Genomic DNA, 14829 nt, shown 5'->3' on the forward strand with positions numbered 1-14829 from the left:
ACGTTCTATTATGTTTGCTCCGGCAGCGCTGCATGGAGCAAGAGGAGGTTCCTGGTGCCGAGGACGGAAATGGACCAAGTCATTGGCTATATTCACCGACACCTATTCGACCCTATGCCGCTTGAGCAACTGGCGAAGCACATATCGTACAGCCCCTCCCATTTCACTCGACTGTTCAAGGAGAGAACAGGGTTGTCGCCGCTCTACTATGTATCCTCTTTGCGGCTCAGCCGGGCGAAGGATCTGTTGCTCAAGACGGATTACAGTATCCGTGATATCAGCTTGGAGATTGGCCAGCAAAGTCTTGGCACATTCACGACCCGTTTCACCAAATGTGTGGGCGTTACGCCATCGGAATTTAGGCAGTCCAGACAGGAAACGAATCGGCATTTACATGAGCTCCGCAGCCTCCAAACCTGGGACGAGCCGGAGGACCCTGCCTCCAAGCCGGAGGGCTCCCATCTGGCCTTGGCCCAGGTTTGCGGCGAGGTGGAACCAATCGTTCCTTTTGACGGTTTTGTGCTCATCGGTTTATTTGCCAAGGCCATCCCAGAGGGTCTGCCCATTCACGGAACGCTGTTGCCGAAGCCGGGAGCCTTTCGTTTTTCCGGTGTGCAACCCGGCACTTATTATTTCATGGGTACCACGTTGTCCTGGAGCATGGGTGCTATGGATATGCTATTACCGCAGGCGACGCTTCGCACACGTTGGCGAACCCCGATTGTAGTGCGTCCCGGGGAGCCAGTTCCTTATCTGCATGCCTTGCTGCATGAACCGAGTCCTGACGATCCTCCAATTCTCGTTTCGTTGCCGCTGCTGATGAACCAGTTTTTGCAACGGTTGAAAACCGAACCTATATAGTAGCACCGAAGCTCCTCTCTATCATGACAAACAGCCTGCAAGCAGCGGAGATCCGCGCATGCAGGCTGTTTGTGTGCTTTGTTGCTGATCTGCTTGTTTATCCATGTGCTCGGTTGCCGATCTGCTCCGTTATTCATTTCCTCGGTTATTGATCGGCTAGCTTGTTGATCTGCTGGATTGTCTACAAATAACTCCCTATCCCTAGCGGATGATAGAAGCCTGGACGAACGCCGCTAACATGGCGGCAGCCTCGCCTCTAGTAGCAGCAGCCTGCGGAGCGAAGACAGTGGAGCCATCTGCGGCCGGGCGGCCTCCGATGATTCCTGCTTGCTGCAGAGCGGCTACCCCATCTCGCGCATAAGCCGAGATGGCCGATTCATCCGCAAAAGCAGCTATCGGCTGCACTTGCTCCAGCTTCCAACCGGCTGTGCCGGCGAAGCGAACAAGCATCGCGGCCAGTTGCTCACGGGTAATTGGAGCGAGCGGCGAGAACTTGTCGCTGCCCGTGCCTCCAGTTATACCTTCAGAAGCAGCCCAAGCCACGGCCGAAGCGTAGTAGGCTGTCGCCGGTACATCCCTGAATCCGGCCGCTTGATCTCCAACAGCTGCCGCGTCATGACCTGCAATTCGGCTCAATAGCACGGCCAGATCCGCACGTGTCAACTGCAGCTGAGGCGAAAACGCATCAACAGACGTTCCCTTGATAATGCTGCGAGCAGCGAGAAAGCTCACCGGAGCTTCCATGAACTTGCCTGCCGTATCTCCATAGAATACGGGGACATTGGCGATCCGGTAGCTACCGGAGCCTGCACCTTCCAGAATAAGCTTTCCATCGCGGTACAGGCTGCGAATGAACGGAGAGCCATCCGCATTCAGCGCCACGAGCGCTTCCGGACGAGCAGCCTCATTTGTTGCAGCTGCATATGGGACGGATAGGCGGATTGATCCCGTCGCTGCCCCTTTCAATACGGTGTCCCCAGCTGTGAGGCTAACTGTGAAGCTCGTTCCGCTCGTTCCACCTGCCCGCTCGATGATCAGACCGATCGACTGGCCGGCTGCCGCTTTAACAGCCGCACGGAAAACTTCGCCGTTCCACTGTACGGAAGCCAGTCCCGTGTTTAGCCTGAGCTCTGCCAGATCGGCTTCCGCCAGCTTGGCAGCGGCCTCATGGGACAGCTGGAGCTTGAGCGCAGTGGCATCCGACGGCGCAGTCAATTGAAGCTCCAGCATACGACGGCTCGCATTGGCAGCCTTTAGAGTTTCTACCACTTGCACAGTTTGGTCCAAGCCGAGCTGGACGCTCAAAATCCCACTTCCCGGCTGCGCTGCAAGCTTGAGTACGCCAACTGCAATGCCATTCGTTACAGATACCTGTACCGGCAACACGGTCGGTGTTGGTGTCGGCGTCACGCTTGGAGTAGTCGTTGGTCCTGGATTGTAAGGTGCGTTTGGAGTAGGCGTCGCGGTAGGTGTCGGTGTTGCCGTTGGCGGCACGCTCGGCGAAGCTGTTGGCGGTGTGCTCGGCTCATCCGCCTCCTGTACGGTGACGGTCGCCTCGCTCACGCCGTAGCCATCGGAGCTAACCGCCCGAACGGTAGTCTGTCCCGCTTTGTGTGGCGTGACCAGCCCGTTCGCATCAACGGAAGCAATATCAGGCTGGCTGGATGTGTACGTGACAGTCACAACCGTAGACGAGCCCGGTGTCACAGCCGCACTCAGCTTCACTGCGGGCTCGCCCTCTGTTAGCAGCAGCTCTTTGCGGTCCAGCTCCACACGCGTTGTGTCCAGCTGCAACAGGCCTACTGTACCGCTGACCTCATAAGCTACCAGCAGCAGCGGCTGTCCGGTTGGGCTATCCGCCGCTGAGATGAATTCCAATCCTTCCGGCGCGGAGTCCGTCTCCATCGCATTCTGTCCACCTGCAGCGGTGAAGTCGCGCGTATTTGTGTAGTTCACAAAGCGGGCATCATCAGGCGAAGTGACATCGTATGCCATGACGCCGCCTATGCGCTCCAGCCCGGTGAAAGCCAGAGTCCGCTCACCGACCTGCCCGATTTTGATGTCCTCGGGTTCTGGCCCTTTTTTGGTGCTGCGTGAATCGAACTTATTGTTGCTGTTGGAAGCATTGAAATAGTTCGGCAACTTAAAGGCGGTTATCGCCTCGAATGCGTTGCCGCTGTCATACACCTGCTTCATCGTGGACGCATCCCAGATCGAGAAGGAGCGCCCACCGTACATATAAATGCTCTCATTGCCCCAGTCACTCATCGCCTCAACGTCATCATAAACGGTTGTCCCGCCAAAAAAAGCTGCCGCCGGCGAAGACGGGTTCAGCTGCCCTTTCAGATTCTTCACCTTGGAGACGGTGGTCATATGGGGCCATTCCGTGGCATCTCCTTCATTGCCGGTGACGAGGTAAGTCCGGTCGCCCGCTTGGAAAGAAGCGATGCCATCTGGCATATACACGCCGTAAGCGTCGGCGGTTACAGGCTGGTATTTTTTATCCTTGGCGTTCAAATCCAGCGCGTTAGCCGGTAAGCTCAGATCCTTCAGACCCAGTCCCTGCACAGAGGTGAATTTGCCCTGTTCAATATCCAATATGGCAACTGCATTGTTCTCCTGAAGCGTAACAAACGCCGTTTTCGCATCTGCGGAGAGTGCAATGTATTCCGGCTCCAAATCGGTCCGCGCTTTGTCTTTGCCGCCCTTATCAACGATCTGCCCGTTGCCCTCGGCAACGCCGCGGATATGCACGTTGTCAGCGATGATCGTTGGATCGTCGAATTTTGCCTGGAGTGCGCTGCCGCTGTTGCGGTCTACCAGCGTTACACTGCCTTCCGGATCAATTCCGCCAGCCCCTTCTCTCGGCTCTCCCTCGTCTGCCGTCAGCACATATCGCCCATCCGGCGTCGACTTCACCATATCCGGCTGAGCACCAGTGACATAAACGTTGACTAGTACGCCCCCATAATTCAGCTCCAAAATCCGGCCCGGATCGTTCGTTCCCTCGGACTGAACGGCCACGAATATACGCTTGACCGACGTATTTACATCCACGCTCGTGAGATCTCCGAACTTGAAGCCGTCCTCCTGCTGAGCCAGCGCCTTAATATCAATTCTGGCGTGAAGCTCCATCTGTCCCTGCTTCAGAGCAACAATATCCAAGCTAGGCGGGTTGGCAGATCCATTCACCAGATAAAACAATCCATTATCCCGGTTGTACTTGACGATTTCGGCGATGCCGCCGTCCTCGCTCGACACTCCGACGCGATATTCACCGATCTTGGTCATGCCAAAAGTATTGGAGTAAACTTGCTCGGAAACAGAGACTGCCGCGCCAGCGAGCGAAGCTGTACCCGCCGACTCACTCACCGTAACTGCGCCACCCGTGGCTCCAACTGCCGTTCCTTCTGCATGTGCGGCCACTGGCAGCGCCGCCATCACTGCCGTCGTCAAGCTAAGACCTAGACTGAGCGTGCGACTCCATCTTTTTTTACTACGGTTCATATCATATCCCCCTTGTCGTCTGCTGCAGCATCGAGACATTCCCACTGTGGCCCTTCGAGCGCGAATACCCGCTATTCGTATCTGCTTGTCAGCTTATCAAGGGGTTGTAAAGGCGGAATCACCGTTTTATGAAGAAATTGTATACAAACCTACTGCTGCGGAATCCTGTACAATGTTCCCAACGCCTATATTGGGGAGGAGAACCACCATGAGCCTTGCAACGGATTGGATCTGTTCTCGCGAGAACGTCTGCTTGCAAGTATCAGCGAGCTGGTCCGACGTCCGGATGCGCCTACCCTGATCTATGTTACCCACCATACGGAAGAAATTGTCCCGGAGCTTGGACATGCACTGCTTTTGCGTCGTGGACAGGCATTCCGCAGCGGCCCGGTTTCCGAGGTGTTGACCTCAAATTCACTCAGTGAATTTTTCGAGGCTCCAGTAGCGGTGGAACGCCACGATGGCCGGGTCTATGTAAGAGCCATTTAGGATAAAATTAAGCCATCGCCTTCACAGCTTTGCCTTATCCATGGCCGTCTTTCTCAATTGTCACAGGTTATCCTTTGATTCACCTTTGGAACGGCCTTTACAATTAGCGATAGCGTTTAAATTAAATTCCCCATTTTCTCTAGATAAGGAGCTGTAGCCCGATGATCACCAAGCGCAGAGGCAGGACGGCCTCCCCTTTCATGAAGCTGTCCGCATTGCTTGTCGTGTTGTCCGCACTGCTGCTGGCAGGCTGCAATTTCACTTCCCCTGTCGCAGGTGGATGGAAGTCTCTCTCGGCGAGCGAGGGACTGGATAACGTTTCCGGCAAAGAAAACTGGAAAAAGCTCAGCTACAAGGTCATATTGCAAAATGTGAGCGGTGATGCGATCGAGGTCGAGTGGGTCGAGCCTATACTCAAGGGCAATTTACTGCTGCATGATCCCGATCGCTCGCTGCGTAAAGAGATGAGCCAAACCATCGAAAATAACGGCCGTCTCCAGATCGAAGACAGCTTCGAATTTGATTCCAAAAACGTCAATCTCGGCAGCTCGCAGAACATTAAGTCCATGCTTGTAAAAGTTAAAGGAGTAGACGAGCCGATCGAGGTCAATGTGTAAATGAATATGTAACTAAGCTGCTGGATGCTGCGTCTCCGACTTTGAATACAGTGGCGTATACTAATAACAAAAGACGATTCTACCGTGAGATCACCTCATATAGCTTCTCTCAGGTCCGTTACGGATCGCATCAGATTCGAAAACGATTCAGCGCCATCAGACCCCATTGTTGGACTGGAAAGCCTAAAAATTAAGGGGCCGCCCCCTAAGCCATCCGTTGGATGACTTAGGGGGCGGCCCCTTTAATTCCGTGCATTTCCGAGCCGCAAATGGCCCGAATTCCCACTCCAGTCATTACTTAGCATAAACCCGCCGCACTCTAACTCGAGCCTTCCGCACCTGCGCCGCCTGCCGAAGCGCTTCTCGAACGCCCTCCTGCTCCGGACGACTCAGCAGCAACAGATCCGTCATCCTTCGCAAGATGTTGGTACAGCCGCTGACTAAGCAGTGTCTGCAGAATCAAGATGACACCACCCGCAACCCAGTACAGCGGCATCGCAGCCGGAGCCGTGAACGAGAAGATACCCATCATCACGGGTGATAAATACACAAGCCAACTCATTTGGCGCTGCATATCATTCATCTCAATTCCACGCTGGGATAGCTTCGCCTGCACATAGTACACACCTGCCGCCAGGAAGGGCAAGATGAGATCCGGCTGGCCCAGCTGGAACCAGAGAAACGCATGGTTCGACAGCTCCGGGCTCATGCGGATTGCATAATAAAGGCCGGTAAGAATCGGCAGCTGGATGAGCATCGGTAGACAGCCGATGGCCATCGGATTATAGCCGTGCTTGCGGTAAAGCTCCAACATCTCTTTCTGCTGATTTTGGAGCTCTTCCGGCTTTTTGCCGTTATGGCGAGCCTTCAGCTCATCCAACTCCGGCTGCATCCGCTTTTGCTTACCCTTCATTAATTGCTGGCCCCGGTATTGCCGCAGCATGAGCGGCATGAGCACAAGGCGCACAAGCAGCGTAAGTACAATAAGGGCGAGACCGTAATTGTCCTGCAGCCCCCCCGCGAGCGCTTTTAACAGCCAGGCGAGCGGAAATACGACGTAGTGGTTGAACAAACCAGGCGTCTCTGAATCAATTGATCCCTGAGCACCGCAGCCGGCTAGTAGTAGAATAGCGCCTATAGCGAGCGTCGCTTTGCCCGTCTTTCCGAGCCGTGGAAGCAGAAATAATGGTCGCATGAATATCCTCCCTTGTCATGACGGAACGGCCATCGACAAAGGAAGGACAGGCGGATGAATCATCGTCGGGAGATTCCTTGCGCTTCAATAAGCGAACGAGCCTCTGCCCGATTGGACGAACGCCGGAGGCGGGACGGATCTCGGACGGAGCTCCAACTGCTGTTGCGTGCGGCAGCGCATAAGCCTTTCTATCGTCGGAATGCAGCCATGCCAAATAATAATAGGCAGCCGAACAGGCAAGTCCAATCGACCAAATCCAAGACAGCAACTCATGTAAATCAACCATTTTTCTCACCTCCCGGCTTCTAATGGTTAGAGCGTACCACAGGGCGAGGGTCTCGCGCTAGCTGTCCGTATCTGGAAATCGAGCAGGATTTCTGGTACCGATTGCAGAATGGATGAGATAACAACGATGAACAATAATTAATCATCCGAGCAATAGGTCATCCGACTTCTGCGAAGCACGGGAACGGAGTGAAGACTTAAGATGGAAAGAGTGCCCGGATCGGTCGAGGCTCATGGCCGCACAGCGCAAATTTACAGTTATGGTCCTGACCATATCCTGAAAGTGTTCAGGGAAAGAATCCCTCGCTCAGCCGCCCAGCAGGAGCATATAGCCTCTCGCTTCGCGCTTAGCGCCGGACTGCCTGTGCCGCGGACAGAGAGCTTTACGGAGTGGCAGGGTTTTCCGGCCATCGTTTATGAGCGAGTACCCGGCGCACCGATGCTGCGCCTGCTGCAAAAGCAGCCATGGCGCGCACGAGAATTCGGTTCCCGGCTAGCTAAGCTACATATCTCCGTTCACCAGACCGATGCCGGCCCCGGCTCCGGGTTGCCATCTCTTGTCTATTTACTGGAGCGCCAGATTCATACTGCCCCCCTGCTCAGCGAAGATGAGAAGAAAGGGGCCATTGCCTGCCTGGAGCGATTGCCGACCGGACACAAGTTATGCCATGGCGACTTTCATCCAGACAATGTGATGCTCTCGGGCGACAACTACTGGGTAATTGACTGGATGACAGCCGTTTCGGGCCATCCGGCTGCGGATGCAGCGCGTACGGTGCTCCTGCTCCGAACCGCGTATTTACCGGATGATCTCTCCATGATCGCCTCGTTGCTGATCAGCAGCGTCCGCTCCATGCTGCTGCGCCATTATATGCGGGCCTATCTTCGTCTCAGCGGACTGGAGGAGCGCGAGCTTGAGCAGTGGATGGTGCCCCTGGCCGCAGCGCGGCTGAACGAGTTTTTGCCGTCGGAGGAGAAATTGATTCTGAGAAAGCTCGTACAAGACGGTCTTGCCCGGATAAAAAACAGTGCCGCAACAACAATCGCTCCGTGATTAACCGTCCGCGAAACGGAAAGACTATATTCTATCTGAATTAGCCTGTATGGAGGATGCCTATCATGTCCACCTGGACCTTGCGGTACAACGGCGGCGAAGAGGAATTGCAGGAGCTGGTGTTCCAGCGCCAGTCGGAACTCAATGAATACCTTCAATCGATAACTGTGAGCGACTTGCTGCGGATTCGGGTCTACGACGCCGACATGCGCAATATGTGCGGTAGAACCTACATCTATACCTACCTGCTCTGAGTGTAGTTTGTCTTGTTAAAATCTTTTCGCCAATTCAATTGCCTGCTGTGCGGCCCTGTCTTTAATTTCCTGCGCTTGATCCCTATGTTCCACGACACCTTCCACATAGATGCTCTGGAAATCTTCAATGCCAAGAAGTTGCATTACCGCTCTCAAGTAACTGTCGCTGAAATTCAGTTCTTGATAGCGGCCATGTGACAAAACAGATCCTGAAGCTTGAATGTGAACCACCTTTTTGCCAGTTGCTGTGCCAACTAAACCAGCTAATCCTCTAAGGCCGTTATCGGCCTGCTTGAACGTCATACCCGGTACAACAACCGCATCAAGGTAAGCTTTCAACACTGGCGGAAACAAGAAATTCCACACCGGATTTGCGATTACAATTTTATCTGCTGCGACGAATTGTTCAACCAGTTCTCTCATACGAACGGCTTTCGCTTTGGCCTCGGAGTTCAGTTCGTCAAAAGAAGGACCACTTGGCGGTTGTCCCCAGCGTTTGAGAAGATCGGCATCAATTTGCGGAATATCAGCTCTGTACAAATCGAGATGGACGATCGTATCGTTGGGATTAGCCTCGCGATAAGTTTTAATAAATTGACTGCTGACCGTAAGGCTGTTGGTATCAGTGTCGAACGGATGAGCCGTTACATAAAGCAATGTTGTCATAAAAAGAATCCTCCCTTTGTTTTTTGGACCATAATTAATGTCTGGACCATAATTAATTTGACAGTCATCTAGGCTCTTCATAAAATAATAGAGACAGGTCTGTTCCATCTGTAATCAGATGATACAGACAGATCTGTCTCATGTCAATCAGAATTTTATCCACCTAAATGAGGAGGGTTACTATTAAAAAAGAATCCGCTAAAGAGCGTATTTTAGGTGTAGCCTCCGAGTTGTTCTATTCAGAGGGTATACGTGCGGTAGGAATAGATCGAATTATTGCCGAATCAGAGGTTGCCAAAGCTAGCTTTTACCGTAATTTCGCAACAAAGGATGATCTAGTCGTTGCTTTTCTGGAGAAACGTCAAATTCGCAGCCTCTCCGTGATTGAGGAAGCAAAAAAGCTGTACCCGGATGAGCCGGTTAAGCAGCTGCATCATCTCGCTCAGGTGCTGTCCGAAAGCATAAAGCAACCTAGTTTCCGCGGATGTCCCTTCACGAATACGCTGCTTGAATTCCCCGATGCTACTCATCCCGTACACCAGGCAGCTTTGCAATGCCGATTAGATCACGAAGGTGAAGTCGCAAAAATCGCCCGCCAAGCTAATGCCAGAAATCCTGAAGCTTTAGCGGCACAACTGGAAATGCTGTACGGTGGCGCTATCGTGGATGCTTATATCCGAAAGCCCGCATTCGACAGCAATAATTTTTATAACGCGGCGATGGTGTTAATTGAAGCACAGCTAACCTAAACCTAATTCTCTGCGCGATAGTATAGTCCAAAAAGGGACTGCCCCAGAGTCATCTAAGGATGACTTCTTGGACTGCCCCTTTTTATTATTTTGATAAAGCAGTATCTATATATGTACTCGGTTCCATAATATTTTCAGCATCTTCATTTCTCTCTAATTGGGTATAGTACAGAGAATGATATCGACCGCCAGCTATAAGTAACTCATCATGCGTACCTTGTTCAACAAGATTCCCGTTTTCCATAACTAAAAGTGAACTACACACCACCTTCGCTAACGCTTAGAGGTGGGTGCTTCCTAGTCAATAGAACGAACGTTCCAAGTTTATCTAGGCTCTAAGGGATGTCCCATCCCCAGCATATGCCATTTACATGGCTAATTTAAGCAAGTTCTTTGCTGCGTTAATATCTCGGTCATGCTCCGTTCCACATTCAGGGCATCGCCATTGTCTTACAGCTAAATCCTTTGTCCCCGCATGTTTGTACTCACATACATGGCATAATTGGCTGCTGGCATAATGTTTAGGTGCAATAAGTACTGTTCTGCCATACCAATTCGCTTTGTATTCCAGCATAGTACGAAACATGCTCCATGAGACTTCACTAATCGCCTTTGCAAGCTTATGATTCTGCATCATGTTCTTTACTCTAAGGTCTTCCATGACAATGACTTGGTTTTCGCTAATCATCTTGGAAGATACTTTGTGCAAGAAGTCCTGACGCTGATGGCTAATCTTTTCATGCAACTTGGCCACTTTCAGCCTAGCCTTATGACGGTTATTGCTTCCCTTTTTCTTGCGTGACAAGTCTTTTTGCAATTTAGCTAAACGCTTTTCAGACTTGCGAAGGTGCTTAGGATTAGAAGTTACTTCACCGTTAGAAGTAATGGCGAATTCCTTTAGTCCAAGATCAACGCCAATTCTAGTATTCTGTTTAGGCAACGGCTGAATATCTGTTTCCACCAATATGGAAGCATAATACTTACCTGTAGGTGTTTTTGAAATCGTACAGGACTTAATCATACCCGTGAAAAGACGATGTTGCTTGATTCGGACTTTTGTTTTTAACTTAGGTAATTTCAAAAATTCATCTTCTATTGCAACCGTACCTTTTTGATTATTCGTTGTATAACGGTGATGATTCGTATTTTTACTCTTGAAGGTAGGAAAGCCAACTTTGGGATCACGAAAAAAGTTTTTATACGCTTTTTCGAGATTAAGCTGCGCGTTTGCTAAAGCCAAACTATCGACATCTTTGAGCCATTCGAATTCCCTTTTATATTGTGCAGGCGTATTTTTTAAAGCTTTCCCTGTACTTTCATAATGACTGATCTTATCTGCCAACATTTTGTTGTAAATGAATCGAACGCAACCAAATGTTCTAGCAAAGAAATGAGCTTGTTCTATGCTTGGATAGATTCGATATTTGTAGGCTTTAAGCATAATTTCACCTCGCTTTTTCTCCCTGGCTCTTGATGTAGGCTCGAATGATTTCAATAGGTGCTCCACCTGTTGTAAGTAAGCAATAGCTTTTTGACCAGAAATATTCTTTCCAAAGTTGCTTCCTAATCGAGGGGAACTCTTTTTTAATTAGCCGAGATGAAGCACTTTTATAGGCGTTAAGGAACTTAGAGATTTCAGTATTCGGATGTGCCTTCATTAGAATGTGAACATGATCACCATCGTGATTCCACTCTTGAATCGAGATATGATACTTTGGCTGGATATACTCAAATATAGCCTTTAAGCGATCTGAAATGGTGTCATCGATTACATTTCTCCTATACTTAACAACAAGAATGAGATGATAGTGAAGCAGGAACACTGAATGATTATTTGAGTCTAAATCCATTGATAACACAACCTTATTTGATATACGCCTGATTGAATCTATTTTACATGGGACTTCCTATTATTTCAAGTATTTTACAGGCATCCATTCATCCCACCGCCTAAAGAGGTGGGGGAATTCTGAATAAAAATCTGTTAAACCGCAATAAATACATAAGGGGAGAATAGCTAAAAAAGAAGACCGAATTAGGCATTCAGCCTTTCGGTCTTCTTCATGTATTTTGGCGCGATTAATTGGCAGGATGCTCGGTAACTAAGTTCGCACCCTCCTACTCGGAACGAGCCGGAAGATCCAGAACAAAAACGGAACCATCGGAAGAACTAACTTGCAGCGACAGTTCTCCTCCCTGTGCACGAGCCAGCAAGCGGCTGTAGGTCAAGCCGAGGCCAAGACCTCGTGTCCGCAATCTCTTTTTCTCCCCTCGATAAAACCGTTCAAAAATATGTGGCCCGTCTTCCTGGTCGATACCGATTCCGTTGTCCGTCACCTCGACAAAAGCGCGGTCTCCAACCTCGGCGACGCGTACGTGAATGGCAGACGGGCGTCCAGGATGCGTAGCCTGCTGTGCATTATTCAGCAGGTTGACCACAATTTGCTGGATGCGCAGCGAATCTACCACGGCGTAGACGGCCAAGTCGGGTAGATCCAGAGCTATGTCAGCATTCGGCTGTTTGTTCGTCAATTCCCATTGATAAACGATTTCCGATATAAGCGCGCGCAGCTCCACAGTCGCACCAACGATCTCTACGCTGCCGGCCGACAGCGCATTATAATCAAGCAGATCCGATACCATACGCTCCAGCCGACCGGTCTCCTGAACGGCGATGTCAACAAACTCCTGTGCTTCTTCCTCCGAGACCACCCCATCTCGCACGGCCATCAGCAGCCCCTTAATTGAGGTGACAGGTGTCCTTAGCTCATGAGTAACACCGCCTAGCGAGAGCGCTCGCCATTCCTCCAGCTGTTTTAACCTGCCGGCCATTTCCTTGAAGGAATCGACCAGCTCCTGAATTTCCCGCTCACGCGTTACTACGTCAAGCTGGACATCGTACTGACCGGCGCGAATGAGCCTCGCCCCCTCCGCCACCCGCCGGATTGGCAGTGACAGCTTGCGCGACAGCAGATAGATGGTGAGCCAGCCCGAGAGAACGAGTGTGACCAGCATGACGATGAGCATCTCCAACTCATAGGAGCTTTCAGCCAGCGAGTTTTTGGACATGAGCAGCGTTACCTGGCCGATCGTGCCCATTTCGCCGACGACCGGCGTTATGACTGCTTTTTCACTGGGAATCCTCGATTGTTTCAAATCCGCGGTCATTCTTTCCTTCATGGACTGCTCGCTCGTGTCCGGCATTGAGTATAGAAGCTTCCCGTCCCGATCTGTAATGAGGAGGCATATCTCGCCAGCAAAATTAAAATAGTCCAAGCGGTTGTCGAGCAGCTTGTTCATATGTGCGGGAATGACAGGCCGCCCGTCTTCGGCCGCGACGCGATCCGCGATTTCCTGCCCGAGCAGCCCCGCCGTCTTAAGGCGATTGTCGGTAGCCGTCTCCCTGATCAAGTACACGGAGCTGAGGGCGATGATCCCGAAGCCGACGCATAATACAGCAACGTAGCGGATCGTCCAATACGACAGGATGGACGTTTGCTTGTTTCTTTTTACTCTCCGATCCAAAATTGATACCCCGTTCCTCTGAGCGTGCGGATCTCGCCCGCATCCGCCGGCCAGTGCGAGAGCGACTGGCGCAATCGTTTGATCGACAGATCGACCGCACGGTCACTTCCGTCATAATCCATGCCCCATACTTGCTCAATCAGTTGCTCCCGTGTGAAAATGCGGTTCGGATTTTCTGCGAGGAAGAGCAGTAGCGACAAGTCCCGCGGCGTCAAAGACACTTCTGCAGCGTTCAAGTACACGGTGCGGGACGCATAATCGAGCAGCAGATTGCCGTAATAGCGCCTGCTCTCCCCGTCCGTCCAGTGCGGCCGCCTGCGCAGTACCGCCCCAATGCGGGCGACAACCTCCTCCGGCACAAACGGTTTTGTCATATAATCATCCGCGCCGCCATTTAATCCGCCGAGTCGGTCCTGCAGACGATCACGAGCGGTCAACATAATGACTGGGCATGCACTCTTCGCCCGAATAAACCTCAGCAGCTCCCAGCCGTCTATACCGGGCAGCGTAATGTCCAGCAACACCAGCGAGTAGTCCCCCGCTTCGAATTGCTGCATCGCCTCTTCCCCGTCCGCCGCACGGTCGACCTCGAATCCGGCTTTTTTTAGATACGCCGCCAGAACGCGGGCGATGGCTTCCTCGTCCTCCACGATCAGAATCGTTTTCATGACGCCTGGCCCCCTTTTTGCAATGTTCGTACTGCTACTTTTACATAGCTGAAAGCTCCTCGCAAGTGGATTAACGATAAATAACACTTTATTTTCCCTCGACATCCTCCCGACATATTCGTCTGATAAAGTATCCATCAAGCTCACTTAGGCACAAAAAAATAGAATGAATCGAGAGGAGATCTCTTATGCATAAAAAAGCGAAGATATGGCTCGCGACCGGCATTACTGCCGTCGTAGTGCTTGGCGGAGGCGCTTATGCGCTGACGAATGACTATCTGGGCAACAACGTAGAAGTGGAAGGCGTCATCTCGGCTAGCAACAATGCAGCCAACTCAACTCAGGAGGCCAGCGGCAGCGGAAAGGCTGGAACGTTCGAATCCGCGACCGGAGCAGCGGTGACCGGTGAGCAACTGAACGGGGAATGGACCATCGCCGATGCGGCTAAAGTATACTTCTCCGTGACAACCTCGCGGGAGACAGTCAACTTTGTTGATGAGGCGGTCAGCGGGAGCTGGACGTTAAATGTGGATGATCTGTCGCAAACGAAGGCGTCCGGCACGATCGACATGGCTTCCATCGACTCCGGCAACTCGCAACGGGATGGACATATTCAAGGCCCAGAGTTTCTTGATGTAGCTCAGTTCTCGCAAGCGACGCTCACCGCTTCCTCCTTTGAAGGCCTGCCGTCCGAGTGGACGGAAGGAACGGCTTACGACTTCAACATGACGGGCACTCTTACTGTCCGCGGCGTCGAGAAAGAAGCCGTGTTTGCCAGCAAAGCCGTCTACGAGAACGGACAGCTAAAGCTGTCGGCTACTACGACCGTCACCTTCGCTGACTTCGGCATGAAAAATCCGCACAACGTCGTGCTGGAAACCGAGAATGACGTCGGTGTACGGCTCGAGCTCGTGTTGGACAAGGCTTGATGAACGCATAGCATAGCTATGACGATATAT

Annotated in this window: 15 protein-coding genes; 7 read left to right on the plus strand and 8 right to left on the minus strand. The window is 51.7% G+C overall.

Translation table 11 applies throughout. From position 1 onward, the window contains the following. The first annotated feature begins 69 nt into the window (after nucleotides 1-69). Nucleotides 70-861, plus strand: a complete 792-nt coding sequence (locus tag CGZ75_RS14955) for a helix-turn-helix transcriptional regulator (protein WP_089525906.1) — start codon at nucleotides 70-72, stop codon at nucleotides 859-861. Nucleotides 862-1062: 201 nt separating this feature from the next. Here CGZ75_RS14955 and CGZ75_RS14960 read toward each other — a convergent pair whose 3' ends face one another. Continuing rightward, nucleotides 1063-4368, minus strand: a complete 3306-nt coding sequence (locus tag CGZ75_RS14960) for a choice-of-anchor I family protein (RefSeq protein ID WP_176444855.1) — start codon at nucleotides 4366-4368, stop codon at nucleotides 1063-1065. Between the two features lie 225 nt (nucleotides 4369-4593). On the opposite strand from CGZ75_RS14960, the gene CGZ75_RS14965 reads away from it, so the two are divergent. Together CGZ75_RS14965 and CGZ75_RS14970 are read left to right on the plus strand one after the other, a co-directional pair. Further along, nucleotides 4594-4857 (plus strand): ATP-binding cassette domain-containing protein, encoded by a 264-nt coding sequence (locus tag CGZ75_RS14965; RefSeq protein ID WP_089525083.1) that lies wholly within the window; start codon nucleotides 4594-4596, stop codon nucleotides 4855-4857. Nucleotides 4858-5018: 161 nt separating this feature from the next. Beyond that, nucleotides 5019-5474, plus strand: a complete 456-nt coding sequence (locus tag CGZ75_RS14970) for a hypothetical protein (RefSeq protein ID WP_089525084.1) — start codon at nucleotides 5019-5021, stop codon at nucleotides 5472-5474. Nucleotides 5475-5793: 319 nt separating this feature from the next. Here the strand turns inward: CGZ75_RS14970 and yidC are convergent, their stop codons facing one another. After that, nucleotides 5794-6669 carry a membrane protein insertase YidC gene (gene yidC, locus CGZ75_RS14975; RefSeq protein WP_089525085.1) on the minus strand — a complete coding sequence of 292 codons (876 nt, stop codon included), beginning with the start codon at nucleotides 6667-6669 and terminating at the stop codon, nucleotides 5794-5796. Further along, the gene (locus tag CGZ75_RS25350) at nucleotides 6563-6955 is read right to left on the minus strand and encodes a hypothetical protein (RefSeq protein WP_176444856.1); all 393 of its coding nucleotides are present in this window, start codon (nucleotides 6953-6955) and stop codon (nucleotides 6563-6565) included. The genes yidC and CGZ75_RS25350 overlap by 107 nt, the downstream gene beginning before the upstream one ends. A 201-nt stretch (nucleotides 6956-7156) precedes the next feature. On the opposite strand from CGZ75_RS25350, the gene CGZ75_RS14980 reads away from it, so the two are divergent. Then, entirely contained in the window at nucleotides 7157-8008 is an 852-nt protein-coding gene (locus tag CGZ75_RS14980; protein WP_089525086.1) for a phosphotransferase family protein, read from the plus strand. 65 nt (nucleotides 8009-8073) lie between these two features. Continuing rightward, nucleotides 8074-8262 carry a hypothetical protein gene (locus tag CGZ75_RS14985; RefSeq protein ID WP_089525087.1) on the plus strand — a complete coding sequence of 63 codons (189 nt, stop codon included), beginning with the start codon at nucleotides 8074-8076 and terminating at the stop codon, nucleotides 8260-8262. A gap of 15 nt (nucleotides 8263-8277) precedes the next feature. On the opposite strand, the gene CGZ75_RS14990 is transcribed toward CGZ75_RS14985, so the two are convergent. Continuing rightward, nucleotides 8278-8928 (minus strand): FMN-dependent NADH-azoreductase, encoded by a 651-nt coding sequence (locus CGZ75_RS14990; protein ID WP_089525088.1) that lies wholly within the window; start codon nucleotides 8926-8928, stop codon nucleotides 8278-8280. A gap of 167 nt (nucleotides 8929-9095) precedes the next feature. On the opposite strand from CGZ75_RS14990, the gene CGZ75_RS14995 reads away from it, so the two are divergent. Then, on the plus strand, nucleotides 9096-9677 hold the full coding sequence (locus CGZ75_RS14995; RefSeq protein ID WP_281255113.1) for a TetR/AcrR family transcriptional regulator: 582 nt from the start codon (nucleotides 9096-9098) through the stop codon (nucleotides 9675-9677). Nucleotides 9678-10044: 367 nt separating this feature from the next. On the opposite strand, the gene tnpB is transcribed toward CGZ75_RS14995, so the two are convergent. The 4 genes from tnpB to CGZ75_RS15015 all read right to left on the minus strand — a co-directional run bounded on the left by tnpB (nucleotide 10045) and on the right by CGZ75_RS15015 (nucleotide 13870). After that, nucleotides 10045-11118, minus strand: a complete 1074-nt coding sequence (gene tnpB, locus CGZ75_RS15000) for an IS200/IS605 family element RNA-guided endonuclease TnpB (RefSeq protein WP_089525089.1) — start codon at nucleotides 11116-11118, stop codon at nucleotides 10045-10047. Nucleotides 11119-11122: 4 nt separating this feature from the next. Then, nucleotides 11123-11527, minus strand: coding sequence for an IS200/IS605 family transposase (gene tnpA / locus CGZ75_RS15005; RefSeq protein WP_089525090.1), 405 nt, complete (start codon nucleotides 11525-11527; stop codon nucleotides 11123-11125). Between the two features lie 268 nt (nucleotides 11528-11795). Next, on the minus strand, nucleotides 11796-13202 hold the full coding sequence (locus CGZ75_RS15010) for a HAMP domain-containing sensor histidine kinase (protein ID WP_089525091.1): 1407 nt from the start codon (nucleotides 13200-13202) through the stop codon (nucleotides 11796-11798). Beyond that, on the minus strand, nucleotides 13187-13870 hold the full coding sequence (locus CGZ75_RS15015; RefSeq protein WP_089525092.1) for a response regulator transcription factor: 684 nt from the start codon (nucleotides 13868-13870) through the stop codon (nucleotides 13187-13189). The genes CGZ75_RS15010 and CGZ75_RS15015 overlap by 16 nt, the downstream gene beginning before the upstream one ends. Before the next feature lie 188 nt (nucleotides 13871-14058). On the opposite strand from CGZ75_RS15015, the gene CGZ75_RS15020 reads away from it, so the two are divergent. Continuing rightward, nucleotides 14059-14799: a YceI family protein gene (locus tag CGZ75_RS15020; RefSeq protein WP_089525093.1), complete on the plus strand. Its 741-nt coding sequence runs from the start codon at nucleotides 14059-14061 to the stop codon at nucleotides 14797-14799. Nucleotides 14800-14829: the final 30 nt, after the last annotated feature.

Source organism: Paenibacillus herberti, from assembly GCF_002233675.1.
Taxonomy (GTDB): domain Bacteria; phylum Bacillota; class Bacilli; order Paenibacillales; family Paenibacillaceae; genus Paenibacillus_O; species Paenibacillus_O herberti.